Below are 26,199 nucleotides of genomic sequence, written 5' to 3' on the forward strand. Positions count from 1 at the left end.
GCCGCACCGGCTCCCGGCAGTCCGGCGACGCCCGCGCCGCCGAGCGGAGTGCAGGTCGACACCGCGCCGAAGCAGTATCAGGTGCGCGTCGACGTGGCCCGGGTCGGCGGGAAATTCAAGCTCTCGAAGGTGGGATTCGTCCAATGATCATCCAGACCTCTACCCGGTATCTTCGCCGCGTCGCCTCGGCCGCGGCCGATCTCGTTCCGCTGGTCGTCCTCGCCGCGGCCACGCTGATGATCACCTCCGTGCTCGGGCGTCCGCTCTGGATGGAGGTGCTCTGCGGCCTCGTCATCGCCGCCGCCCTGGGCTTCGCGGGCTGGAACGCGGTGCTGCGCCGCCGCGGCGCCGGCGGGCGCCGGCTGCTGCTCGCCGCCGCCCCGCCGATTCTCGCTCTGGCAGTGCTTGTTTCGCTGCAGACGCTGATCCAGCGTCCCGCCGACGGCGATCTGGCGAACGCCCGCGACACCGTCGCCAAGGCCGCCTCCGACAGCGCGGTGGCGGTGCTGTCCTACCAACCCGACAGGGTGGACCAGGATCTCGCCGCCGCCAAGGCACGGCTGACCGGCGATTTTCTCGAAACCTACGGAAAACTGGCGGATACCGTGGTCGGGCCCGCCGCCAAGGAGAAGCAGGTGACCATGCGGGCCGCACCCGTCGGCGCGGCAGTGGAATCGGTGTCGAGGGACCGGGCGACGGTGATCGTCTACATCAACCAAACCACCACTGTCGCAGGCAATCCCGCACCATCGCAGTCGCAGAACGCGTTGCGCGTGGGACTGACCGAGGTGGACGGCCGCTGGCTGATCAACCGATTCGATCCGCTGTTCTGACCGCCAGAGCATCGCAGGCAAAGGAGAAGTCATCATGAGTGGTGTCGAAGTCCATGTCGAGGGTTTGACGAAATCGTTCGGCCCGCAGACGATTTGGCGTGATGTGACGCTGACCTTGCCGCCCGGTGAGGTCAGTGTGCTGCTGGGCCCCTCGGGTACCGGCAAGTCGGTGTTCCTGAAATCTCTCATCGGGTTGCTGCGGCCGGAATACGGCTCGATCCTGATCGACGGCACCGACATCCTGGAGTGCAGCGAGAAGGAACTCTACGAGATCCGCAAGCTGTTCGGCGTGCTGTTCCAGGACGGTGCGCTGTTCGGCTCGATGACCCTGTTCGACAACACGGCGTTCCCGTTGCGCGAGCACACCAAGAAATCCGAGTCAGAGATCCGCCGGATCGTCATGGAAAAACTCGACCTCGTCGGTCTGACGGGCGCGGAAACCAAACTGCCGGGCGAGATTTCGGGCGGTATGCGCAAACGCGCCGGTCTCGCGCGCGCGCTCGTCCTGGACCCGCAGATCATCCTGGTCGACGAGCCGGACTCCGGACTCGACCCGGTCCGCACCACCTACATCAGCCAGCTGTTCCTCGATATCAACGCCCAGATCGATGCCACCTTCCTCATCGTGACCCACAACATCAACCTGGCCCGCACCGTGCCCGACAACATCGGCATGTTGTTTCGCCGGGAGCTGGTCATGTTCGGCCCGCGCGAGGTGCTGCTCACCAGCGACGAGCCGGTGGTCCGGCAGTTCCTCAACGGCCGGATGATCGGCCCGATCGGCATGAGCGAGGAGAAGGACGAGGCACAGATGGCACACGAGCAGGCGCTCGTTGACGCCGGTCACCACGCCGGGGGCGTGGAAGATATCGAGGGCATCGTGGCGCAGATGCAACCGACCCCGGGGATGCCCTTCCGGCAGGCCGCGGCCCGCCGCCAGGAACGGGTGCGCGCTATTTTGCACACCCTGCCCGCCCAGGCTCGCCGGGCCATCGAGGAGACCTTCGAACCGGCCGGGCTGTCGGCCTGATACGTTGCGCGGCAAGGAGTTTCCATGATCATCGACCTCGTCGACCCCATCCAGCACCTCGTCACCGCGATAGCGTGGTTGCTCATCCGAGGCCACCTTCCCCCGCAGTGATCCTCTCGCCCTGTCCCCCGGGACATCCACAAGTGAACAACGAAGTAACCCCCCGGCCGCGGCCGGGGGGTTACTTCGTCGATCGCGCGAGGTCAGTTCGCGAGTTCCTCAGGCTGCAAGAGGAATTCGCCGATATAGGTGCGGGACTGGTCGCCATTGAGGGGCTGGAACATCGAGGCCGCGGCGTCACGGTAGAGACGCTCGAAGACGGTGCCCTTGCGGAACGACGAGCCGCCGATCATGCTCATCGCGTGCCGCGTCATGTGCAGCACATTGTCGGCGATGAAGGTCTTGGCCAGGCCGATGTAGGGGAAGCGCAGCTCCAGCGGCCACTCGTCGTCCTTGCCGTCGAGCAGTTCCTGACAGGTCTGGTACAGCACACGCCGGCTGATCTCGACGCGCGAAGCCATATCGCCGATGCCGTCGATGATGTGGCCGACATTGGCGACCTTGGTGTCCTGCGCGACGATCGCGCCGAAGGTGGCGCCGAGAGTCTTCTTCGACAGCACCGCCCGCGACTCTTCGAGAACCCGGTACTGCATGCCCAGGTAGATGCTGGCGAACATCAGCGAGGCCCACTCCAGCACACCGAAGGCGCCGGTACGCCACTCGCAGATGAATCCCTCGGCGGGGACGTAGTAGCCCTCGAAGTGGATGGTCTGCGTGCCGGTGGCGTGCATACCCAAGGCGTTCCAGGTCTTTTCGATCCGGATGCCGTCGCCCTGGCCGTTCTCGTCGACCTTGAACTCACCGATGAAGAAGCTTTCGGCGTTGACCCGCTCCTGGAAGTCCTCGGGCAGGTTTCCCTCGGCGTCGGTGATGGTCGCGTTGGTGGTGATGATGTCGGCGGCCTCGCACAGCGTGCCCCAGGTCTTCTTGCCGTACAGCCGCCAGCCGCCCTCCGGCTGGGGGACCGCCTTCATATCGGCCAGGCCGCTGAAGCCGGCGCGCTGTTCGGAGAACGGGCCGAAGATCAGGTCGCCGTCGGCCACCCGGCCCAGCCAGTACTTGTTCTGCTCCTCGCTCATCAGGCTCCCGGCGATGCCGACCATGATGTAGTGCATGTTGTAGGCCAGGGTGATCGCCGAATCCCCTTTGGACAGTTCGCTGATCACCTTGGAGGCGTGCAGCAGGCTGCCGCCCGGTCCGCCGAATTCCTTCGGCACGGGCAGCGCGCCCAGGCCCGAGTCCTTGAACGCCTTGATCGAGGGGTAGGCGAAGGTGTTCTTCTCGTCGTACTCCGGTCCGATCTCCCGGAAGAACTCCGAGACCTGTCGAGCCTTCTCGAAGTACGGCTGGAATTCTTCGTCGGTCATATCCGGTTTCAGCATGTCTGCTCCTTGATTGGGGTGAGAGGTGTTGGGGGAGAGGGGTTTTCTAGCGGATCAGCAGATCTTCGCGGCCGTTGTCGACGAGCAGCTTCTTGTAGACGTCGAACAGTCCGGCCGTCAGCGGCAGCAGCTTCAACGCGACCGACCGCTTGCCGTCGAGCTTGACCTTGCGCTGCGCCATGGCCAGCGTGAAGTTGAGCTTGCCCTGCCAGAACCGGTTGCTGTTGTCCGACGACATCCGAAGCTGCACCGTGGCGTCCAGATCCCGCGCGGCATCACCGGTGGTGACCTTCTGCCCCGGGAAGTCGATGACCAGCACCGCATCCGGGTCGGTCTGGATCAGCTTGACGACCAGTCCGGTGCCGGCGGTCGCGTCGACGAACGACTGTTCCTTGGTGGCGATATCGAAAATTCCGCCGATATAGGTGTAGACCTCGTCGGCATTTTTGAAGGTGCTCATGGATCAACCCTTTGTTCCGAGTGTGTGCAGCCCAGTCTGGCAATGGTGAGGATTTCCCACACCTCCCGGAAGAGGGATTTGAGACCAACGAAGGGGGAGAAACTCGAGGCGAGCAGGCGGCGTCCGGGTTCGTGCAGGACGGTGACGCCGGTCGGATACCCGTCCCGCGCGCGGATCCGGGGGGATGCCGCGGTTTCGCGCTTGTCACCAGGCGCACGCGCCGCGGCCCACGGGGTGGCATCCCCCCTTAGAGCGGTGCTTTTCCTCCGAGAGGAAGTCGAATCAGTGATGTGGATCGCAATACCTTGAAGGTGTTCCTGACGAACCGAGGGAGAGCGAACTTTCATGAGTCATACTTTTGCGATCAAGTGGCTGAAGGCATTCCGGGAGAGCCCCGAGGCAATTGTCGCGCTGTACGGTGACGGATTTGTTTTCGAGGACCCGATTCTCGGTCAGAAGATCACCGACCGTGACGAGTTGCTGCGCGTTTTCGCGCCGTACGCGAACAAGGACACCGAAAACGGCATCGGCATCAACAATTTCCGCATCGACGAGGTGGTCGGCGACGAGAAATCGGCGATCTACCGCTGGACCTGGCAGGCGCCGACAGCGACGGCGTTCGTCGGCGTTCCCACCAACGGCAAGGTGCCCGGGACCCGTGGCATCACCTTCCACGTCTACAACAGCGAGGGCTTGATCATCAAAGAAGCAAGCCTCTGGGACGTCGCCACCGCCGTCGGCGAGCTGGGCCTGCCGATCGAGTCGCGCTCGGTCACGAAGCCGGCCGTCGCCGCCTGAATCAACCACTCTCCGAAGGGAATTCACTATGAGCACGCACGACGAACATGTACAGCGGTGGATCAAGGCGCTGACCACCGACACGCAGGCCGCGGTCGAGCTGTACGCCGACGACCTGGTCTACGACGACCACGCCGATCGTGATCACGTTCTGTCCACGGCCATCACCAAGGAAGAACTCGCGCCCCGGCTGGCGCCGTTCGCGAATACCGATGCGTCCAACGGCGTAGGAATCCACCGATTCGACGTGTTCGAAAGCTTCTCGCTCGCCGGCACCAGGGGCAACCCGGCCGTGGTGATCCGCTGGCAGTGGACCGGTGAGGGCCTCGAGACCTACCGCGGCGTCCCGACCGGCGGCAAGACGCTGACCACCCAGGGCATCACCTGGCACCAGCTCGACGCCGACGGCAAGATCGCGCGCGAGACGACCTACTGGAACGACACTCCCGTGCTGCAGGAGCTGGGCGTGCCGATCATTACTCCCGAGTACTGGGTCGAGGGCTTCGATCCGTCGACGCTCGTCGGTTCCTGACCATGTGGGGTACGTTGCCGGACGTCCTGGATCGGGCGTGCACCTATTACTCCACCTCGGTGGCGATCATCGACGGCGACCGGTCGATCACATACCGGGAGCTGGGCGAATGGCGTAACCGCGTGGCCAATGGCTTGGTCGCGCTGGGTCTGCAGAAGGGCGAACGAGTCGGACTGTTGCTGCCGAACTGCCTGGAGTTCATCCCGACCCAGCACGGGATCTGGGCGGCCGGCGGCGTGCTCGTCCAACTGCCGACGCGATCGGCCGCCGAGGGGTTCCGATCGAACCTCTCGCAGACCGACGCCACCACGCTGATCTACCACGCGCAGTTCGACGACAAGGTCGCCGCGATCCGGGGCCAATTGCCGAAACTGCAGAATCTGATTCGGATCGGCGGCAGCCCGGAATCGAATCCGAATGACGCACAAGACTATTCGGAACTTTTCCGGGCCCAGCCGACCATCCGGCCCGACCTGGCGCTGTTCGAGGACGACGAGGCGTATGTCCTGTTCACCTCGGGGAGCACCGGGGAGCCGAAGGGTGTGGTGAACTCCCACTTCACCTGGGCGCAGTACAGCATCTCGGCAGGACTCGAGATCGGCGACATCCGGTTCGGTGAGGTCTTCGCCCACGGTGCGCCGCTGACCCACTTCAGCCAGATCTTCGTAATGCCGACCTTCGTGCGCGGTGGTACGAACGTCATGTTGCCGGGACTGGAAGTCGACGGCCTGCTGAACAGTATCGAGCGGTTCGGCGTGACCGCGACCGCGGTGGTTCCCACGATCGTCTATCTGTTGCTGGATCATCCCGCACGCGTCGAACACGACCTGTCCTCGTTGCAGACCGTGATCTACGCGGGATCGCCGATCACGCCCGAGCGGCTGCGCGAGGCACTGGAGGTCTTCGGGCCGATCTTCATCCAGACCTACGCCGGAACCGAGCAGGGTTACGTCTCATGCCTGCGCAAGAACGAGCATCGGCTCGATTCACAGGTCTGGATCGACCGCCTCGCGTCGGCGGGGCGCCCAATGTTCCAGGTGCGGGCGAGCATTCAGGACGAGGACGGTCGGCCGCTGCCGGTCGGCGAGGCGGGCGAGATCTGCTCGAAACAACTCGGCCAGATGCTCGGCTACCTCGACTCGACCCGCAATCACGAAGCGCTGCGCGATGGATGGGTCCACACCGGCGATATCGGCCGGCTCGACGAGGACGGGTTCCTCTACATCGTCGACCGCAAGAAGGACATGGTCGTCAGCGGTGGGTTCAACGTCTTTCCGCGGCAGGTCGAGGACGCGCTGGCGACCCATCCGGCGGTGGCGCAATCGGCGGTGATCGGCATACCGCACCAGAAGTGGGGCGAAGCCGTCCATGCCGTGGTCGTCGTGAAACCGGGGGCGCGGCTGACCGAGCGCGAAGTGATCGACCACGTCAAGGCCGCCCTCGGTAGCGTTCCCGCGCCGAAGACGGTCGAGTTCGTCGACAGTGTGCCGGTGAATCCGGCGGGCAAGGTCGACAAGAAAGCGATCCGCGCGCCGTATTGGCAAGGGCGGGAACGCCAAATCGGATGACGCGCCCGCGCCATATCCGACGGTTCACATCACATCAGGAGTAACCGATGAGTACCCCCCACTACTCACTGTTCGTCGACGGCAAATGGATCGACACCGGCGACATCTACGAAATCCGCAGTCCCGCAACCGAAGAACTCGTCGCGACGGTCGCCAAGGGCGGCGTCGCCGAGGTCGACCAGGCGGTGGCCGCGGCCAAGGCGGCGCACGAAGAGGGCACCTGGCGGCGCACGCCGCCGGCCGAGCGCGCGGCCGTGCTCAACGAGGTCGCCACTCGGCTGGGCGGTCGCATCGACGAACTCGCGGTGCTGCAGACCCAGGAGAACGGCGCCACCATCCGGATCACCGGCGCACTGCACGTCGGGTTGTCGGTGGCGCAGATCCAGTACCTGGCCTCGCTGGCGGAGAACTACGCATGGGAGACCAGCGGTCCGGAGATCGGTCCGGTTCCCGCGGTCGGCCTCGTGCGCCGCGAGCCGCTGGGCGTGGTCGCGGCCATCGTCCCGTGGAACATCCCGCTGCTCACCACGGTGTGGAAGATCGCCCCCGCGCTCGCGGCCGGAAATACCGTGGTGCTCAAGCCGGATGAGCACGCGCCGCTGCTCGCTCTCGAACTGGCCAAGGAATTCGAAGCGGCCGGTCTGCCGGCCGGCGTGCTCAACGTGATCACCGGTGACGGCGATCCGGTGGGTGCCTACCTCGCGGGTCACCCCGATGTCCGCAAGGTGGCGTTCACGGGGTCCACCGTGGTCGGCAAGAGCATCCTGCGGCAGTCCGCCCAGACCATTCGGCGGGTCACCCTCGAACTCGGCGGCAAGGGCGCCAACGTCCTGCTCGACGATGCCGATCTCGATATCGCCGTGGATGGCGCGCTGTTCGCCTGCATGGCCAACAACGGTCAGGCATGTGAGGCCGGGACCCGGCTGCTGGTGCCCGCGAGCAGGTACGACGAGGTCGTGGCCCGGCTGGTCGAGCGGGCGTCGACACTGAAGCTCGGTAATCCGCTGGATCCGGCGACCCATGTCGGCCCGATCGCCTCGCAGGTGCAGCGCGACCGCATCCTCGACTACTTCACGATCGCGGCCGAAGAAGGCGCCACCGTCGCCTTGGGCGGGCGGGCTCCGTCGGGACCGGAATTCGCCAAGGGTTACTGGGTGGAGCCGACCATCTTCGTCGGCGTCACCAACGATATGCGGATCGCGCGGGAAGAAGTGTTCGGCCCGGTGCTCACCGTCTTGTCCTACGAGTCCGTGGACGAGGCGATCAAGATCGCCAATGACACCAACTACGGCTTGTCCGCCGGTGTCTGGGGCAGCGAGGAGCGCGCGCTCGAGGTGGCCCGGCAGCTGGACGCGGGCATGGTCTGGGTCAACGACTGGCACGTGATCCACCCGGCGTATCCGTTCGGCGGGTACAAGGAAAGTGGTCTCGGTCGCGAGGGCGGGCCGGACGCGCTCGACGAGTACACCGAGCAGAAGTTCATCTCGCTCGACCGGTCGGGCGGTATCGAGAACAAGGCGTTCGCCATCGTGATCGATCCGGTCGCGGGCTGACGCTCCGATCGCCCCACGGCGGGGGAGGGTGGTTCGCGCGCTGGCGGCGCGAACCACCGTCCCCGCCGGGCCCGCGCGATATCGCCGGGCGGTGGCCCGGCACCGGAGGCGGAAGGCCGGGATCCGAGGACAGGAATGGAACGACTATGTCGCGCTGGATAATTGGAGCAAGGCCCCCGTTACAGGTGGCACTGGAGCTGGCGAGCGCCGGTCATCACGAGGCTGCCGCGAGCGACGGGTACGCCATGGGTCCGGACGAATGGCTGAACCTGACCGGTGTCGATCCGGCCCAGCGCCGACCGTCCTCCATCGTGCGGATCCAGGCGCCCGACCTCGCCGACGCACAACGACAGACCGCCCGGATCAAGGCCGCCGCGAGCGGGGAAGGGTACGACTCGTCCGCTGTGATCGTTCTGGTCGATCTCGAAGTGATGATCGCGCACGACGCGCCGACAGCGCGCCGCGAACTCGCACGGCTGGACAGCCGCCTCGCGGCTCCCTCGGTTCCGGCCTCGCTACGGTACGTCGGAACACCGACCGGATTGGCCGGCCTGGTCGCCGACATCCACGCCGTGCACGTCGCCGATGGGGTGACCCTGCGGCCGCTGGTCAACTCGGAGGTATTGGGGCACATCGCCTTCCGGACACTGCCCTGGCTCGGGTCGAGCGGTGCGCCGCTGTGCCCGGAACAGGTCGAGGCCGTGCGAAGGCGGGCGCTGCGGTCCGGTACCGGCCGCGGCGCACAGCATCGGCAACCGGCCTGAAGCGCATCGGCTCCCATCACCACTGCCGTCCCGGACGGTATTCAGGAGGAACTCATGTCCAACTCGATCGACAAGGCCGAGGACCTGTCCGCCCGGCCGGACCGGTTCCGCAGTGTCAGTGCTGTCGAGTACCGCGCCGCTCTGCGCCGCCACGCGGCCGGAGTCACCATCGTCACCTTGAACTCCCGGAGCGGCCCGGTGGGCTTCACCGCGACCTCGTTCGCATCGCTGTCGCTGGATCCGCCCCTGGTGTCGTTCAACATCACCTGCACGTCGTCGAGTCTCGGGGCGCTGCAGGCCGCGGAATCGGTAGTCGTCCATCTGCTCGGCGCCCACCAACTTCAACTGGCGCAGCGATTCTCGCGGAGCGCCGATCAGAGGTTCTCCGACGAGTCGCTGTGGTCGCCACTGGACACCGGCGAGCCGGTATTGCACGGGACACCCACCTGGATTCACGCCGAGGTGCAGCAGCTGATTCCGGCCGGTGACTCGGTATTGGCCGTCTGTCGCGTCGTGCGCGTGTACTGGGACGAAGATGGCGAACGGGTGCACGAGCCGTTGCTGTACCACAAGGGCGCCTACTCCTGCGCCGTCCCACTCGACGAGTAGCCGAACAGGTTCCGCCGTGTTCGGGCCGCACGATGGCATCCGAGGTCGTCTCGATCTCGGGAGCCGGCGAGTCCGCGGCGGTATGCTGGCGGTACGCCAGCAGGCGGGCCGGACGTCTGCCGGGGCGGTGAATCACTTCCGGTCCCGCGCGGTACGGGTGGATGTCGGGAGATGGGGCCGATCGATGGTCAGCTTCGATCCGCAGCGAGCGCGACGAGATCTCACCGAACGCATTGCGTCGGAGCTCGAATCGGCCGGTTTCGAGACCGTCGTTCCGATCGGGCAGGGCGGCTTCGGGGTGGTCTACAGCTGTGAACAGTCAGCACTGCAGCGAACCGTGGCGGTGAAGGTGCTCACGGCCGAGCTGGACTCGGAGAACCGCTCGCGGTTCCTGCGCGAACAGCGGGCGATGGGCAAGCTCTCGGTACATCCGCATATCGTCGGCATCTTGTTCAGCGGCACGCTCTCGGAGGGGCGGCCCTACATCGTGATGCCCTACCATCCGCGACGGTCGCTGCAGGAACGGATCGAACGCGACGGCCCACTGCCGTGGAGCGACGCGGTCCGGATCGTGATCAAGATGGCGGGCGCGCTCGAAACGGCCCACCGCGCGGGAATACTGCATCGCGACGTCAAACCGGCCAATATCCTGGTCAACGACTTCGGCGAACCCGAACTCACCGACTTCGGTATCGCCCATGTCTCCGGTGCCTTCGTCACGACGTCCGGCATCGTCACCGGATCTCCCGCGTTCACCGCGCCGGAGGTGTTGCGGGGACGGCCCCCGACCGTTGCCTCCGATGTGTACAGTCTGGGTTCGACCCTGTTCTGCCTGATCACCGGTCACGCCGCGTTCGAACGCCGCACCGGCGAGAAGCTCGTCTCACAGTTCCTGCGAATCACCTCCGAGCCGCTACCGGATCTGCGGGTGCGCGACATCCCCGACGATGTCTGCGACGTGATCGAACAGGCGATGTCGGAACGCCCGGGGGACCGGCAGGTCTCGGCCGCAGGACTGGGCGGGCAACTGTGCGCGGCGCAGCGTCGCCACGATGTCCCGGTCGATCGGATGGTGCTTCCCACCGAGGCGGAATTAGAAGAAGCGGAAAAGAATTCGACCATCCGCGCACCGGCCGTGCCACGGTCGCCCGCCGGTGCTCCGGGGACCGGACCGGCCGTGTACACGCCGCCGGCGGCATCGACCAAATTCCGGCCGCCGACCTCGACCCGCCCGCTGGTTGTGCGGCAGCGGCTCGTCGAACGGCTCCGGGCCGGGCAACGCCGGCGCTTGGTCGTGATTCACGCTCCGGCCGGATTCGGGAAGAGCACCCTGGCCTCGCAGTGGCGTGACACGCTCACCCGGGAGAACGTGCGGGTCGCATGGCTCAGCATCGACCAGGACGACAACAACGTCGTGTGGTTCCTCGTGCATCTGGTCCAGGCGCTGCGGCCGGTGTCGCCCGAACTGGGCGAGAAACTCGAGCGACTACTCGAACTGCACGGCGACGCGGCGCAGCCCTATGTGCTGTCCGCTCTGGTGGACGGGATCCATGCCGCCGCCCAACCGGTCGCCCTGGTCGTCGACGACTGGCATCGGGTGAGTGACGCCGAGACCATCTCGGCGCTGGGCTATCTGCTGGAGCGTGGATGCCATCACCTCCAGGTGATCGTCACCAGCCGTAGCCGGACGGGTCTGCCGTTGAGCCGGATGCGGGTCCGCGACGAACTGGTCGAAATAGACTCGAATACCCTGCGGTTCAACATATCCGAAGCACGCTCCTTCTTCGCCGGCGCCGGCGGACCGGCACTGGGGCCCGCGGACATCGCCCACTTGACCGAGTCGACCGAAGGCTGGGTGGCCGCACTGCAACTGGCAGCGTTGTCGCTGCGCGGCGCCGACGATCCGAGCGATCTGATCGGCCACTTGTCGGGCCGCCACCACGCGATCGGTGATTTCCTCGCCGAGAATGTGCTCGACGGACTGGAACCCCGGCTACTCGAGTTCGTGCTCCGCACCTCGGTCACCGAGCGGTTGTCGGGCAGCTTGGCCTCGGCGCTGTCCGGTATGCCGGACGCCACGGCGCTGCTGGAGGAGGTCGAGGCCCGCGATCTGTTTCTGATCAGATCCGATACCGATCGGGACTGGTTTCGATATCACCACCTGTTCGCCGAGTTCCTGCGCCGCCGGCTCGAGCGCGACCATCCCGACTGGATCACCGACCTGCATCGGGTGGCGTACCGATGGTTCGCCGACCACCGGTTCCTGCGCGAGGCGGTCGATCACGCACTGGCCGCCGGCGACGAGGACTGGGCTGTCGAAAAGGTGGAGCGGGACGGAACCCACCTCCTCGAACAGTCGCAGATGCCGGCGCTGCTGGCGGTGATCGACAAGTTGCCGCCGCCGACGGTGACCACCAACCCGCGCTTGCAGCTGGCCAAGGTGTGGGCCAATCTGCTCCTGCAACGACGTGATGCGGCGAATGCCGCTCTGGCGCAGGTTCGTTCACTGCTCCGGAACAATCGCGGAGGATGCGAGGACGCCGTGGAGATCGAAGCCGACGTGGTCGACGCGGCGGTTCGAGTCTCCGGCGATCGTCTCGGCGGTGTCGCCGAACTGGTAGCCGGAGCACTGAACCGGCCGGAGGAACTGCACCCGTGGGTCGTCACCACGGCGGCCGATATGGACGCCCTCGCTGCGATCTACCGCTTCGACTTCGCGGCGGCGCACCGCAGGCAACAGTGGGCGATCGACTATCACCGGCGGATGCGCGGGCCGTTCAGCGTCATGTACGGCTACAGCTTCGACGGCATCGCCGCGAACGAGGAACTCGATATCACCACAGCGGAGGACAATTTCCGTACCGCGGTCCGCGTCGCGGAGCAAAGCGGCGGCGGCCGGTTGCATGCCGCGCGCATTGCCGGCGCCCTGCTGGGGGATCTGCTGCTCGACAAGGGCGATATCGACGCCGCCGAACGTCTGCTCGACGAGGGGTACGAACTCGGCCTGGAGGGCGGCATCGTCGACTCGATGCTCGCCACGTTCGGAACGGGAGCCCGGATCAAGGCGTTGCGTGGTGATCTCGACAGCGCCCGGCGACGCTTGCACGATGGGTGGCGCATGGCCACCACGTTGTCGTTGCCGCGTCTGGCAGCGCGCATCGTGAACGAGTGCGTCCGGGCCGGGATACCCGTACCCGCCGGAGATCCGCCGGCCGACGAGGTCACGTCGCCGGGCTCGGACGGCGCGGCGAACGGGGTAGAGCTGGTCACCGCGGAGCTGGCGCAGGAGTCCGTGATCCGGGAGTTGCTCGCGCGGCAATCGATCACGGCGGCGGCCGAGGCATGTGCCCTCGCGCGCGCCCTGGTCGACCGGATCGCCGGACAGCACCGGCCCCGGGCCTTGTTGCGGGCCAATCTGCTGCTGGTCAGCTGCCTGGCCGCCGCCGGTGAGACGGAGCAGGCCGCGCGGAGCTTGTTGCCGTGCGCACGCCTGTGCGCGGAACGATCGTTGATCGGCCTGCTTCGCTACGGCGATCCCGCGGTACTCACGATCGTGCGGCACATCGCGGAGAGCGGCGCTGCTGATGACGGGCCGGTGTTGCTGCCAGCGGCATTCGTCGACGCCGTCCTGTCCTGACCCGGATCCGGTGCCGACATGCGTCCAGGCGCCGACTCGCCTCTTAGCGTGCGAACCACACGACGGAGGGGCACCGCGCGGCGAGTGCCCCTCCGTGACGGGCCGGACTAGCGGTAGATCTCGCTGCGAGAGGCCTTGGCCTGCAATGATTCCGGCGGGCAGAAGCGATCACCGTAACGCTCCGCCAGCTCGCGAGCGCGCGCGACGAAGCCGGGCACTCCGCCGGCGTATCCATTGATGTACTGCAGCACGCCGCCGGTCCAGCTCGGGAAGCCGATCCCGTACAACGATCCGATATTGGCATCGGCAACGGAGGTCAGGACGCCCTCGTCGAAGCAGCGCACGGTTTCCAGTGCCTCGGCGAACAGCATGCGCTCCTGCAGATCGCGTATCGGGATGTCGCTCGTGCCCGATCCGAAGGCGTTGCGCAGCCCGGGCCACAGGCCGATCCGCTTACCCGATTCGTCGTAGTCGTAGAAGCCGCGCCCGGTGGAGCGACCCTTGCGATCGAATTCATCGATCATGCTGTCGATCACCGCTTCCGAGCCGTGCGCGGACCAGCGCCCGCCGGCCGCCTCGATCGCGGCCCGCTTCTCCTGCCGGATCTTGCGGGGCAGCGTCAGAGTCAGCTCGTCCATGAGTTGCAGTGGCGGGGCGGGGTATCCGGCTTGCGCACCGGCCTGCTCGATCAGGGCCGCGGTGACGCCTTCGCCGACGGCGGCGACCGCCTCGTCGAGGAAGGTCATGATCACGCGGCTGGTGAAGAAGCCGCGACTGTCGCCTACGACAATCGGAACCTTGCCTATCTGCTGGGTGAAGTCGAAGACCTTCGCCAATGTCTGCTGCGAGGTGTTCTTCCCGGTGATGATTTCGACCAGCGGCATCTTGTCGACGGGCGAGAAGAAGTGTATTCCGATGAAGTCCTGTTGCCGTTTCACGCCTTCGGCGAGCGTGCTGATCGGCAGTGTGGAGGTATTGGACCCGAGTACCGCATCGGGCTCGACGATGTCCTGAATCTCTTGGAACACACGCTGTTTGAGTGCGACATCCTCGAACACCGCCTCCACGACGAAGTCCACGCCCGTGAGATCGCCGGCCTCGGTGGTCGGACGAATGCGGCCGAGAAGCTCTTTCGACTTCGCTTCGGTCGTCGCGCCGCGGGCCACCGCTTTGGCTTCGAGCTTCTCGGCGTAGGCTTTGCCGCGCTCCGCCGAGTCGAGGGTGACGTCCTTGAGTACCACCGGCAATCCGGCTCGTGCGCACACATACGCCAGGGCCGAACCCATCATCCCGGCGCCGAGGATGCCGACCTTCGTCGCCGCGAAGGCGGGTTCGCCTGCGGGACGGCTGGCGCCGCCCTGCACGGTCTGGATGTCGAAGAACGCCGACTGGATCATGTTCTTCGCGATCTGGCCGGTGACCAGCGGGATGAAGTAGCGGGTCTCGATCGATGTGGCGGAGTCGAAGTCGACCTGCGACCCCTCCACGGCCGCGGCCAGGATGGCACGCGGGGCCGGCAGCGGGGCGCCTTTCGACCGGCTGTGCACGGTCGCGGTCAGGATCGGCAGGCGCGACGCCAGCTTGGGATCGGCCGGGGTGCCGCCGGGGATGGCGTAGCCCTTGACATCCCACGGCTGGGCGGCCTCCGGGTTCGCCTCGATCCACGCCTTGGCCGCCGGAACCAATTCGTCGGCCGTGGGCACGATCTGATGAATCAATCCGAGTTCCAGCGCCTGCTGCGGTTTGAACCGGGTCCCGGTCAGCAGGACCTCGCTCAGCGCGCGTTCCACACCGAGCAGGCGCACGGTGCGGGTGACACCGCCGACCGCCGGCAGCAGTCCCAGACCGACCTCGGGCAGGCCGACGACCACGCCCTTGGCGGCCGCGACGCGGTGATGGGCGGCCAGTGCGAGTTCCAGCCCGCCGCCGAGCGCCGCGCCGTTGATCGCGGCGACAACGGGACGGCCCAGGGTCTCGAGCCGGCGCAGCTGCTGTTTGATGCCGTTGCAGAAGTCGGTGAAGTACTGCGCGTCGTCGGGCGTCGCGGCGATGAGATCGTCGAGGTTGCCGCCCGCGAAGAACGTCTTCTTCGCCGAGGTGAGCACCACCCCGCGCATCGTGTCGCGCTCGGCGGTGAGGCGGTCGACCGCCGCGGTGATCGATACGAAGAACGCGCCGTTCATCGTATTCGCCGAGGCGGCGGGATCGTCGAGGGTGAGGACCACGATGTCGTCGGAGCCGCGCTCCCAGCGGATCGTCTGTGCCTGTGTCATAATGCCGAATTCCGTTCCTGCTCAGAGGCGTTCGATGATGGTCGCGATGCCGATGCCGCCGCCCACGCACAGCGTCACCAGTGCCCGGCGTTCGCCGCGGCGCTCGAGTTCGTCGATCACGGTGCCGACGAGCATCGCGCCGGTGGCGCCGAGCGGATGGCCCATGGCGATCGCGCCGCCGTTGACGTTCAGCTTCTCGTCGGGGATACGGAGGTCCTTCTGGAACTTGAGAACCACCGACGCGAAGGCCTCGTTCAATTCGAACAGGTCGATGTCGTCGAGGCTCAGCCCCGCCTTGGCGAGCACCTTCTCGGTGGCCGGGCGCGGACCGGTCAGCATGATGGTGGGGTCGGCGCCCGATACCGCGGTCGCCACGATACGTGCCCTGGGCGTGAGCCCGAATTGTTTGCCCGCCTCCTCGTTTCCGATCAGGACCAGTGCCGCACCGTCGACGATGCCGGAGCTGTTGCCGCCGTGGTGGACGTGGTCGATGCGCTCCACCGACGAATACTTCTGCAGCGCAACGGCATCGAAGCCGGCTGCGCCGAGGGCGGCGAACGACGGCTTCAGCGCCGCCAGCGATTCGACCGTCGTGCCGGGGCGCCGGTGCTCGTCGTGGTCGAGCACGGTGACTCCGTTGAAGTCCTTCACCGGCACCACCGACTTCGTGAAATACCCACCGGTCCAGGCGCTTTCCGCACGTTGCTGCGAGCGGACGGCGTAGGCGTCGACGTCGACGCGAGTGAACCCCTCGATCGTCGCGATCAAGTCGGCGCCGATGCCCTGAGGGACGAAATGCAGGTCGTAGGCGGTTGCCGGGTCGTTGAACAGCGGACCGCCGTCGGTGCCGATCGGTACCCGCGACATCGATTCCACGCCACCGGCCAGCACCAGGCTCTCGAATCCGGAGCCGACCTTCTGGGCGGCGAGGTTGGTCGCTTCCAGGCCCGAGGCGCAGAATCGGTTGATCTGAAGGCCCGCAACGGTTTCCGGGAGTCCGGCGGCCAGTGCCGCGGCCTTGGCGATATCGCCGCCCTGATCACCCACCGGGGTGACGACGCCGAGGACGAGGTCGTCGATGTAGGCGGGATCGAGATCGGGGAAGCGCGCCCTCAGTTCGTCGATCAGGCCGACGACGAGGTCGATCGGCTTGACGCTGTGCAGCGATCCATTCTTCCCCCTACCTCGGGGTGTGCGAATCGCTTCGTACACGATGGCCTGGTTCGGCATCGGCTTCTCCTTATTTTCCGCAGGTGGCCCGATCGCGGGCACGACCCGGCTGTCGCGGTGGCTCGGCGGGGTGAACGACGACTCACGTGCTGGGCAGGTGACGGGTTTGCGCGTTGGCGCGGTGCCAGCCGAAGATAACCCAGCAGCCGAGCTACAGTCAATACTGACTGTAGCTATCGGCCGTGGGCCGCGTCCCGTTCGCGCTCCGGGGTCACGGCATCCGATTCGTGCAGGTCGTCGATGATGGTGCGGCGCACGGAGTCGGCCATCGGATACGGCGTGTACAGGGTGAATCTGTCGATGATCCCGGCGAATCGGCGGTGGATCCGCGCGCCGATCGTGCCGGGTTCGCCGACCACGGCGAAGGTTTCGAGCACGGTGTCGTCGACCAGCCGCGTCATCGCCTGCCAATCCCCGGACTTGGACAGGCGATGGAGTTCGGTGCCCAACTCGCCCCAGCCGTGCAGTTCCAGCACGGGACGATAGGCGGGGGTGGCGCCGTAGAAGGCGATCTGCCGGCGCACCGCGTCCAGTGCCCGGCCGTAGTCGCGCTCGTCCGCGCCGGTCACGATCAGTCCCGGATAGCTGGTCGTGAACCGGTCGCGTTCGCGCCCCGAGGCGTTCAGTCCCGATTCGAGCAGCGGGATCGTGACCTCGCGCAGATATCGCTCGGTGGTGAAGCCGTGCAGCACGATGCCGTCGGCGACCTCCGCGGCGACCCGGGTCATCTTCGGCCCCACTGCCGCGAGCAGGATCGGCGGTGTCCCCCAGGGGTTGCGCTCGGGCCGGAACATCGGAGTCATCAGCGTGTGCTGGTAGTACTCGCCACGGAAGTCCAAGCGCTCCTCGGCTTCCCAGCTGTGCCAGATCGCGCGTACCGCCGAGATGAATTCCCGCATCCGATCGGCCGGCGCCGACCAGGGCATACTGAAACGCCGCTCGATATGGGCCTGGATCTGCGAGCCCAGGCCGAGCATGAACCGCCCCGAACTGAAGGCGTGCAGATCGTTGGCCACCATCGCCGTCGTCATCGGATTGCGGGCGAACGCCACGGCGACCGCGGTGCCCAATTGCAGCCGGGGCGAGCTCTGCGCCGCGGCCAGCAGGGGCAGGAATGGGTCGCGGGCGACTTCTGTCGACCAGACGCCGTCGTATCCGACGCGGTCGGCGAAGTGGACCTGCTCGCCGACGGCCGTCAGGTCACCGCCGCCGGTGCCGTCGATCGAACCGCCGATATTTCCGTCGACCAGCATGGTGCTTTCCTTCCGACGAGCCCTACAGTCAGTGCTGACTGTACTCGGCCGTGGCGTCGTAGTATCGAGGTCATGGCAGCCACGCGCGCAGAGAGTTATCTGCAACAGCAGGAGAGACGTAGTCGAGCCAGCCGTCAGCAGATTCTCGACGCGGCCGTGCAGTGCCTGGCCGAATACGGATACGCGGGTGCGTCGACGCTGCGGATCCAGGAGTTGGCGGGCATCTCGCGCGGGCGGTTACTGCATCATTTCTCCTCCCGGGACGAGTTGCTGGTGGGGGCCGTCCAACATCTGGCGTCCGCGCGCGTCGCCGAGCTGCGCACGGAGGTCGGATCGATGATCACCGTGCCCGACGACGACCCGGCCCGCATCGACGAGGCGATCGGCCAGATGTGGGCGAATTTCCATCAGCCCTTCTTCTGGGCATCCATAGAGCTGTGGGTGGCGGCTCGGCACAACGACTCGTTGCGCGAGGCGTTGCGGCCTGCGGAACGGCAGTTGCAGAAGGCGATTCACGAAACCCTCGCGGTGATGTTCGGGCCGGTCTGGTCCGCGCGTCCGCGATATCAGCAGGTGGTCGACACCTTGCTGTCCAGCATGCGAGGGGCGTCGATGGCGTACGGGTTCGATCCGCGCACTCCGGCCCGGGATCCGCATCTCGCGCAGTGGCGGGACATGGCGCGAATTCTACTGGCGGGGTAGCGCGCCGAAGCGCTGGCAGTCAGTCTTGACTGCACCAACAGTCAGTGTTGACTTCAAGTGTGATTCGGTGCACGCTCGGTGCACGGCGCGGCGACGAGGCCGTGCCGACAGCCGGTAAGGAGGCCCCATGTACCCGGGCGCATACGCTCAGCGGACACCGGATCGGCCCGCTGTGATCATGGCCGATACCGACGAGACGCTGACCTTCGCTCAGTTGGAGGACCGTTCGACGCGACTGGCGCGATTGCTCCATGAGCGCGGGCTGCGGCGCGGGGACAACTTCGCGCTGCTGTCGGAGAACAGTCCCCGCTACTACGAGGCGTACTGGGCGGCGCAGCGAAGCGGACTGTACGTGACCGCGATCAATCACAACCTGAGCCCCGGTGAGATCTCTTATATCGTGAACGACTGCGGCGCGCGGATTGTGATCGCCTCTGCCGGTAAAGCCGCGGCGGCACAAGCGATTATCGATTCGACGCCCGCCGTGGAGGGCCGGTTGTCCTTCGGCGGTGGGATTGCGGGGCACACCGATTTCGAGACGGAATTGGCTGCCACCGAGGCCGTCCCGGTACCCGACGACAGAGTCGGTGGCGACATGCTGTACTCGTCCGGAACGACCGGACTGCCGAAGGCGATCAAACAGCCGCTGCCGCAGCGGCGCCTGGGGGAGCCGGGCGATCCGTACGTATCGGTATTCGGCAAGGCCTACGGATTCGACGAAGAGACCGTATATCTGTGCCCCGCACCGCTTTACCACGCCGCCCCGTTCCGTTTCGGTGGCTGGGTGCACGCCCTGGGTGGAACGGTTGTCGTGCTGCCGCGCTTCGAGCCGGTGGCGGCCCTGGAGGCCATCGAGCGCTATCGGGTGACGCACAGCCAATGGGTGCCGACGATGTTCGTTCGCATGCTGAAACTGCCATGGCCCGATCGTGAGCGATTCGACCTGTCCGGTCACCGGGTGGCCGTCCACGCGGCCGCGCCGTGCTCGGTGGAGGTCAAGCAGGCGATGATCGACTGGTGGGGACCGATCCTTCACGAGTATTATGCCAGCACCGAGGGGATGGGGATCACCATGATCGACTCCGAGCAGTGGTCGCGTAAACCCGGTTCGGTGGGGCGGGCCGGAATGGGGGTGCTGCACATCTGTGACGACGAGGGGCACGAGCTGCCGGTCGGGGAGGTGGGCGCGATCTACTTCGAACGCGAGACGCTGCCGTTCACCTACCACAACGATCCGGAGAAGACGAAAGCCGCGCAGCACCCGGCACATCCGAACTGGACCACGAGCGGCGACGTCGGCCGAGTCGACGACGAAGGCTATCTCTACCTCACCGACCGCAAGGCGTTCATGATCATCTCGGGCGGTGTGAACATCTACCCGCAGGAGATCGAGAACGTTCTCACCCTGCATCCCAAGGTTTTCGACATCGCGGTGATCGGGATACCCGACCCGGAGTTCGGCGAGCAGGTGAAGGCCGTCGTGGAGCCCGCCCCCGGCGTACGCCCCGGCCCCGAACTCGAGGCGGAACTGATCGGATTCCTGCGGGAGCGGATCGCCCATTTCAAAGTGCCTCGCAGTGTCGACTTCGTGTCCGAGCTGCCGAGAACACCCACCGGCAAGCTCCAGAAGGCGAAGCTCCGGGCCGGATACCTCGAGGGCCGCACACCCGTGCTGGGGTCATAGGCCCAGCACGGCCCGCCCAGCGTCGGCGAGCAGTTGGCGCAACCGGTCCTCGGACAGGCCCGTGTTGTGGAACAGCGACGACTGGATCGCGCCGATCGCGGCGTGGACCATGGCGCGCGCGTCGGCGTCGGACAGGTCGTCGCGCAACTCGTCGAGCAGATGCACCCATTCCTCGATGTACATCCGCTGTTTGCGTCGCAACCGGCGGCTGTCCTCATCGGGCAGATTGTTGATCTCGTTGTGGTAGACCTGCGCCAATTCACGGTCGCCCACCACGAACTCGACCTGGCCGTCGATGAGCCGGTTCAGGGCCAGCCGCAGGTCCGCGACCGATTCCACGATGGTGTGCTCGTCCATGAGCAGGTTGTCGATCGCCTGTTCGAACAGCGACACCAGGACGGCCGATTTGCTGTCGAAGTGGCGGTAGATCCCCGACCCGGTGATACCGGCCGCCTGACCGATATCGGACATGGAGACCGCGTGAAAACCTCTGCGAGCCACCAGATCCGCCGCCGCGACCAGGATGCGATCCTTGCGCGCCGGGTCGCGGATACGGGTCGGCGGCTCGACGTCGGACGCTGCTTGCTCGCTGATGATGACCTCCCTGGCTCGCGACAAGTCCGACCAATGTTAGTCCTCGTTGACTAATGATGAAATAGTCCGTATCCAGATCGGCGCTTCTGGTGTTGAGCCGCTGCTACGCGAGCTTACCCTGCCGAGCTTGAGCTGCTTAGTTAATAAGTAGTCGCTTCTCCGCGTGCTAGGCCGAGCTCTGCCGCGAGACGTGTCTCCTGAACACTGGAAACCTGGATTCGCGGACGGATTTTTCGGAACGACCCCGGAGTTAGTGAATTGCGGTTAACGTTGTCGGCAACCGTTAGTGATGACTGGAGTCGACCTCGATGTCTGCCACCGAACTGCATGCCAATCTGATCCACCGAGTCAACGTCGGTGACAGCCTGACCCGCACCGCGGACCGCCGGCCGGACGCCATCGCGGTCGTCGAGGGCGATGCTCGCTACACCTACGCCGCGCTCAACACGTGGGTGAACCGGGTCGCGAACGCATTGCACGATCGCGGATACCGGCGAGGGGATTCGCTTGCGCTCGCATCCGGTAACTGCGCCGAGTTTCTCGTCACCTACTACGCCTGCGCGAAACTCGGTGTGATCTGTGTGCCGATCAATCTCGGCTGGCGTAGCGAGGAGACGGCGTATGTCCTGGAGCATTCCTCGGCGCGCGGAATCGTGGTGGAAACCCAGCTGCTGGAACAGATCTCCGATGCGCTGCGGCAGGTGCCGGAAGTCGCCGATGTGATAGTCGCGCCCGGCTACGGCACGGGTGAGTGGGAGTCCCCTGCGGGGCGTGCCCGGTTGACCTTCGCCGAATTGACCTCTGCCGGTGGCGATGCCGAACCCGAGCACCTCGTCGATGATCGCGATCCGATCACCTACCTCTACACCAGTGGGACCACATCGTTTCCCAAGGGCGTGGTGGGCAACCACACGGCGATCTACCTGGAATCGATGAGCATCGCGCTGGAGTCCGGGTTCCGCTGTGACGACCGATTCATCGCCATGCTGCCGATGTTCCACACCGCGCAGCTCAACTGCCACTGCACCGCGGCGCTGATGGTCGGCGCGACGATCTATGTTCGCCGCGGCTTCGACGCGGGTGAGGTGCTGAACCAGATCGAGCGCGAGGCCATCACGCAGATCTTCGGCCTTCCGATGATGTACCGCGCGATGCTCGAGCATCCGGAACTGAAGGAGCGCGATCTCAGCAGCTTGCGCCGGGCCTGCTATGCCATGGCCCCGATGCCGGATGCTCAACTGCGGCAATGTATCACCGCCTTCGATTGCGATTTCTACTTGTTGTTCGGCCAGACCGAGATGAGTCCGACCGCGACCATGTTCCGGCCCGAACACCAGCTGTCCCATGCGGGAGCCGTCGGCACCCCGGTGGTGAACATCCAAGTCGCGATCATGGACGCCGACGGCCACCGGCTACCTCAGGGGGCCGAGGGGGAGATCGTCTACCGCGGCCCGCACACCATGACCGAATACCTGAACAATCGCGCGGCCACCGAGGAGGCGTTCGCGCACGGATGGTTCCACTCCGGAGACATCGGGCACATCGACCGCGACGGCATCCTCTGGTTCAGCGACCGGAACAAGGACGTCATCAAGACCGGCGGCGAGAATGTCGCGTCGATCGAGGTGGAGAAGGCCGTGTACGCGGCGGACCCGAACGTCGCCGAGGCGGTGGTCGTCGGCCTTCCCCATGATCGCTGGAGCGAGGCGATCACCGCTGTCGTCGTCGCCAAGCCGGGCACCCGCATCGACGAGAGCGAGTTGACGGCCGCGGTGCGCCACCACGTCGATCCGTACAAGGTGCCGAAAGCGGTGATCGTCGTCGACGCGTTGCCGAAGACATCGACAGGCAAGATCCAGAAGAACCTCGTGCGCAAGTTGTTCGGCGATTACTACCGGCACTGAGTTCGACCGCGCTATGGGCAGCAGTTGGGTAGAAGCATTGGACCGTTGCGAGATCGTTCCCGTTATCGACCGCCCGGCCATCGAGCCGCGAGGAGGCAATCCGCGCATGTCACTGTCTGCGGCCCTGGAGGCGATTCGGCGGGCACCCGAAGGCCCCGGCGTCGGCGCCTTCTTCGACTTCGACGGCACTCTGATCGACGGCTATTCCGCCGAGGCGCTGTATTCACATCGCCTGCGGCACTTCGAGATCGGGCTGAACGAGCTGGTACACACCGTCCGGTCCATGGCCGGCCCCACGCTGACCGAGGAGCAATTCGGTGAGCTGCTCGGCCGCGGTGTGGCGGGCTGGTCGGGACGGCCCGTGGCCGATATCGACGAACTCGGCGCACGCCTGTTCAGTCAGTCCATCGCCGGGGCCCTGTCCCACGAAATGTGGAGCCTGGTCAAGGCGCACCAGCGACAGGGGCACACCGTCGTCATCGCGACGTCGGCCACCCGGTTCCAGGTCGCGCCGCTGGCTCGCGAGCTGGAGGTGGACCACATTGTGTGCTCCGAACTCGAGGAGGAGGGCGGTCTGCTGACGGGGCGTGTCGTCGGGCGCCCGTCGTGGGGTGCCGGAAAGGCCGCCGCGGTGGTCACTTTCGCCGAGGCGGCCGACATCCGGCTTGTGGATTCATTCGCCTACGCGAACGGAGCCGAGGACGTCCCCTTCCTGGCGTGCGTCGGCCGCCCCTGCGCGGTCAACGCGCAGCGCGAACTGGCCGAGTACGCTCGCCGCCACGGCTGGCCGGAATTGTCGCTGCGCCGCGGCCCGGGACGACTGGATCCGAAGCCCGCACTGCGCACCGCCGCCATGTACGGCGCCCTCGCCGGATCCGGAGTGGCCGGGATCGCCGTCGGCGCGCTGACCGGAAGCAGACGACGCGGTATCGATTTGGCGACAACTCTTTTCGCCCATCTCGGATCGGCCCTCGGTGATGTCGATGTGAGCGTGATCGGCGAGGCCAACCTGTGGGCGCGGCGCCCGGCGGTGTTCTTGGTCAATCACCAGAGTTCCCTCATCGATCTGCTGGTGACGACGACGATACTACGCGGCGGCTTCACCGCCGTCGCGAAGAAGGAGGCGGCCGCCATTCCGGTGTTCGGGCGGTTGATGGCGATGGCCGACTTCGCGTTCATCGACCGCGCCGACCCCGGACAAGCGCACCGGGCCCTGGCCGAGGCGGCGCAGCGGCTGGCCGACGGTATCTCCATTGTCATCTCGCCCGAGGGCACGCGATCGCTCACGCCCCGGGTCGGGCAATTCAAGAAGGGCGCCTTCCACTTGGCGATGCAGGCGGGGGTCCCGATCGTTCCCATCGTCATTCGCAATGCCGGAGAGTTGATGTGGCGCAACGCGAAAACCGTCCGTTCCGGCACCGTGGAGGTCGTCGTCCTCGACCTGATACCCACGGTCGGCTGGACCAAGGCCGACCTGGACCGCTCGGTCGAGCAGGTGCGTCGGCTGTATGCCGAGACCCTCGCGCACTGGCCCGAATCGGCACCGTCCACGGGATCGGAGGCGCAGCGATGACCAGCCGCCCGGTCGACTTCGGCGAATACGCAGACGATGCCGCGGAACTGGCACAGCGACTGGACCGGCCGATCGACGATGTGCTCGACGAGATCCGGTCGCATCACCAGGAGATGTCCGCGACCCACAACCAGACCGTGCTGCGCCAATGGCACGGTCTGGGGCGCTGGATGCTGCGCGGATACGACCGCTTGGTCGATGAGGAGAGACTGGCCGATCTCCGTGCGCTCGATCGCGGGCATTCGCTGGTGTTCCTCATCTCGCATCGGTCCTATCTCGACGAATGGGTATTTCCCAGTGCACTGGTCGAGCTGGGATTGCGGACACCATTCGGCTTCGCCGGCGCCAATCTCGACTTCTTTCCGCTCGGAACCATCGCCCGCCGGACCGGCATCGTCCATATCCGGCGCGCGACCGGCGACATACCGGTGTACAAGCTGGCGCTTCGGACATTCATCCGCAGACTGGTCGCCGATCGCTCGAACATGATCTGGTCGATCGAGGGTGGCCGCTCGCGGACCGGGAAGCTTCGACCGCCGCGGATGGGATTACTGCGCTATGTCGCCGATGCGGTCGAGGAGCAACGGGGCTCGGATGTACTGCTGGTGCCGGTCTCGATCCTGTACGACCAACTGCCGACCCACGAGGTGGAGAAGATCACCGCGGAGGCGCGCGGACAGGGGAAGACACCGGAGAATGTGCGGTGGTTCTTCGGCTATCTGCGGGGACTGCGGCGTCGTCTGGGACGGGTGTACGTCGATTTCGGTGAGCCGATCGAATTGCGGTCGCGGCTCCGGGAACTCAAGCAAAACGACGCCGCGGAAACCACCGCCATCGAGCGCATCGCCGTGGAGGTTTCGCATCGGATCAATCGCGCCACCCCGGTGGCTCCGACGGCGGTGGTCTGTATAGCGCTGCTCGCTGCCGATCGGGCACTGACGCTCGACGAGGTCCTCGAGACGGTGGAACCACTCGCCGACTATCTGCACGCACGCAATTGGCAGACGGCGGGCGCGGCGAACCTCACCGACCGGGCGACCGTCCGGCGGGCCCTGCAGGATCTGGTGAAGACCGGCGTACTCAGCAGCTTTCGCGGTGACACCACGGTATGGGGCATTCGGCCCAGTCAGCACCTGGTCGCGGCGGTATACCGCAACAGCGCGATCCACGCCCTCATCGAGCGCGCGATCGTCGAAGTAGCCCTCGAGGGCGCGTCCGCGACAGACCCCGCCGGTTCGACGACACTCGATGACGCGCTCCGGCTGCGAGATCTGCTCAAGTTCGAGTTCTTCTTCGCCGGCCGAACCGAATTCACGGCCGCGCTGCAGACCGAACTCGATCTGATTACCGGCGCCACCATCGGGTTGAGGTCGGTCGACGGGGATGCCGCGGCATGTCTCGACCGCCTCGACCTGTTCGTCGCACCGCTGATGTTGCGCCCCTTCATCGACGCCTACGCCGTGGTGGCATATCAGCTCGCCGAACTCGGTGGCTCGACGGAATTCGATGAGGGGTGGTTCATGGAGCGGTGCCTCGCGGTCGGGCATCAGTGGGCGCTGCAGGGCCGCAACGCCAGCGCCGAATCCACGTCGGCGGAGATGTTTCAGACCGCGCTGCGCCTGGTTCGCCACCTCGGCCTGCTCGATGACGCACAGCCCGATTTGGAATTGCGCCGCAAGGCTTTTCGGCGAGAGATCGAGGCGATTCAGGACCGGATCGGGCAGTTGTCGCGACGTGCGGCCGAACGACGGACGCCCTAG

20 protein-coding genes are annotated in these 26,199 nt (G+C 66.1%); 14 read left to right on the forward strand and 6 right to left on the reverse strand.

Annotation, left to right across the window (positions count from 1 at the left end; translation table 11 throughout):
* Positions 1-143: 143 nt before the first annotated feature.
* Positions 144-833 (forward strand): hypothetical protein, encoded by a 690-nt coding sequence (locus NE2_RS16305; protein ID WP_063027049.1) that lies wholly within the window; start codon positions 144-146, stop codon positions 831-833.
* Between the two features lie 34 nt (positions 834-867).
* Positions 868-1,863, forward strand: a complete 996-nt coding sequence (locus NE2_RS16310) for an ABC transporter ATP-binding protein (RefSeq protein ID WP_063027051.1) — start codon at positions 868-870, stop codon at positions 1,861-1,863.
* Between the two features lie 203 nt (positions 1,864-2,066).
* Here NE2_RS16310 and NE2_RS16315 read toward each other — a convergent pair whose 3' ends face one another.
* Positions 2,067-3,305 (reverse strand): acyl-CoA dehydrogenase family protein, encoded by a 1,239-nt coding sequence (locus tag NE2_RS16315; RefSeq protein WP_063027053.1) that lies wholly within the window; start codon positions 3,303-3,305, stop codon positions 2,067-2,069.
* A 46-nt stretch (positions 3,306-3,351) separates the two neighbouring features.
* Positions 3,352-3,765, reverse strand: a complete 414-nt coding sequence (locus tag NE2_RS16320; RefSeq protein ID WP_063027055.1) for an SCP2 sterol-binding domain-containing protein — start codon at positions 3,763-3,765, stop codon at positions 3,352-3,354.
* 345 nt (positions 3,766-4,110) lie between these two features.
* Between NE2_RS16320 and NE2_RS16325 the strand changes: the two genes are divergently transcribed.
* The 7 genes from NE2_RS16325 to NE2_RS16355 all read left to right on the forward strand — a co-directional run bounded on the left by NE2_RS16325 (position 4,111) and on the right by NE2_RS16355 (position 13,226).
* On the forward strand, positions 4,111-4,563 hold the full coding sequence (locus NE2_RS16325) for a ketosteroid isomerase-related protein (protein ID WP_063027057.1): 453 nt from the start codon (positions 4,111-4,113) through the stop codon (positions 4,561-4,563).
* Positions 4,564-4,591: 28 nt separating this feature from the next.
* Entirely contained in the window at positions 4,592-5,095 is a 504-nt protein-coding gene (locus tag NE2_RS16330) for a ketosteroid isomerase-related protein (RefSeq protein WP_063027059.1), read from the forward strand.
* A gap of 2 nt (positions 5,096-5,097) precedes the next feature.
* Positions 5,098-6,663: an acyl-CoA synthetase gene (locus tag NE2_RS16335; RefSeq protein WP_063027061.1), complete on the forward strand. Its 1,566-nt coding sequence runs from the start codon at positions 5,098-5,100 to the stop codon at positions 6,661-6,663.
* A gap of 47 nt (positions 6,664-6,710) precedes the next feature.
* Positions 6,711-8,216, forward strand: coding sequence for an aldehyde dehydrogenase family protein (locus NE2_RS16340; RefSeq protein WP_063027063.1), 1,506 nt, complete (start codon positions 6,711-6,713; stop codon positions 8,214-8,216).
* 185 nt (positions 8,217-8,401) lie between these two features.
* On the forward strand, positions 8,402-8,980 hold the full coding sequence (locus NE2_RS16345) for a hypothetical protein (RefSeq protein ID WP_063027065.1): 579 nt from the start codon (positions 8,402-8,404) through the stop codon (positions 8,978-8,980).
* Positions 8,981-9,034: 54 nt separating this feature from the next.
* Positions 9,035-9,589, forward strand: a complete 555-nt coding sequence (locus NE2_RS16350; RefSeq protein ID WP_063027067.1) for a flavin reductase family protein — start codon at positions 9,035-9,037, stop codon at positions 9,587-9,589.
* A gap of 184 nt (positions 9,590-9,773) precedes the next feature.
* Positions 9,774-13,226 (forward strand): serine/threonine-protein kinase, encoded by a 3,453-nt coding sequence (locus NE2_RS16355; RefSeq protein ID WP_063027069.1) that lies wholly within the window; start codon positions 9,774-9,776, stop codon positions 13,224-13,226.
* A gap of 107 nt (positions 13,227-13,333) precedes the next feature.
* On the opposite strand, the gene NE2_RS16360 is transcribed toward NE2_RS16355, so the two are convergent.
* The 3 genes from NE2_RS16360 to NE2_RS16370 form a co-directional block, all read right to left on the reverse strand.
* Positions 13,334-15,499, reverse strand: a complete 2,166-nt coding sequence (locus NE2_RS16360; protein WP_063027071.1) for a 3-hydroxyacyl-CoA dehydrogenase NAD-binding domain-containing protein — start codon at positions 15,497-15,499, stop codon at positions 13,334-13,336.
* A gap of 21 nt (positions 15,500-15,520) precedes the next feature.
* On the reverse strand, positions 15,521-16,729 hold the full coding sequence (locus NE2_RS16365) for an acetyl-CoA C-acetyltransferase (protein WP_063027073.1): 1,209 nt from the start codon (positions 16,727-16,729) through the stop codon (positions 15,521-15,523).
* 173 nt (positions 16,730-16,902) lie between these two features.
* Complete coding sequence (locus NE2_RS16370) at positions 16,903-17,982, reverse strand: LLM class F420-dependent oxidoreductase (protein ID WP_063027075.1); 1,080 nt, start codon at positions 17,980-17,982, stop codon at positions 16,903-16,905.
* 72 nt (positions 17,983-18,054) lie between these two features.
* Here NE2_RS16370 and NE2_RS16375 point away from each other — a divergent pair, with 72 nt between their 5' ends.
* Both NE2_RS16375 and NE2_RS16380 read left to right on the forward strand, forming a co-directional pair.
* Positions 18,055-18,684, forward strand: coding sequence for a TetR/AcrR family transcriptional regulator (locus NE2_RS16375; protein WP_063027077.1), 630 nt, complete (start codon positions 18,055-18,057; stop codon positions 18,682-18,684).
* Positions 18,685-18,811: 127 nt separating this feature from the next.
* Complete coding sequence (locus NE2_RS16380) at positions 18,812-20,368, forward strand: acyl-CoA synthetase (protein WP_063027079.1); 1,557 nt, start codon at positions 18,812-18,814, stop codon at positions 20,366-20,368.
* On the opposite strand, the gene NE2_RS16385 is transcribed toward NE2_RS16380, so the two are convergent.
* Complete coding sequence (locus NE2_RS16385) at positions 20,363-20,962, reverse strand: TetR/AcrR family transcriptional regulator (protein ID WP_063027253.1); 600 nt, start codon at positions 20,960-20,962, stop codon at positions 20,363-20,365. The genes NE2_RS16380 and NE2_RS16385 overlap by 6 nt on opposite strands.
* Before the next feature lie 308 nt (positions 20,963-21,270).
* Here NE2_RS16385 and NE2_RS16390 point away from each other — a divergent pair, with 308 nt between their 5' ends.
* The 3 genes from NE2_RS16390 to NE2_RS16400 all read left to right on the forward strand — a co-directional run bounded on the left by NE2_RS16390 (position 21,271) and on the right by NE2_RS16400 (position 26,199).
* A complete protein-coding gene (locus NE2_RS16390) occupies positions 21,271-22,866 on the forward strand; it encodes an AMP-binding protein (protein ID WP_063027081.1) in 1,596 nt (531 codons plus the stop codon).
* A gap of 106 nt (positions 22,867-22,972) precedes the next feature.
* A complete protein-coding gene (locus tag NE2_RS16395; protein ID WP_063027255.1) occupies positions 22,973-24,439 on the forward strand; it encodes an HAD-IB family hydrolase in 1,467 nt (488 codons plus the stop codon).
* On the forward strand, positions 24,436-26,199 hold the full coding sequence (locus NE2_RS16400; protein WP_063027083.1) for a 1-acyl-sn-glycerol-3-phosphate acyltransferase: 1,764 nt from the start codon (positions 24,436-24,438) through the stop codon (positions 26,197-26,199). Before NE2_RS16395 ends, NE2_RS16400 begins: the two co-directional genes overlap by 4 nt.

The organism is Nocardia elegans NBRC 108235, assembly GCF_001612845.1.
Classification (GTDB): domain Bacteria; phylum Actinomycetota; class Actinomycetes; order Mycobacteriales; family Mycobacteriaceae; genus Nocardia; species Nocardia nova.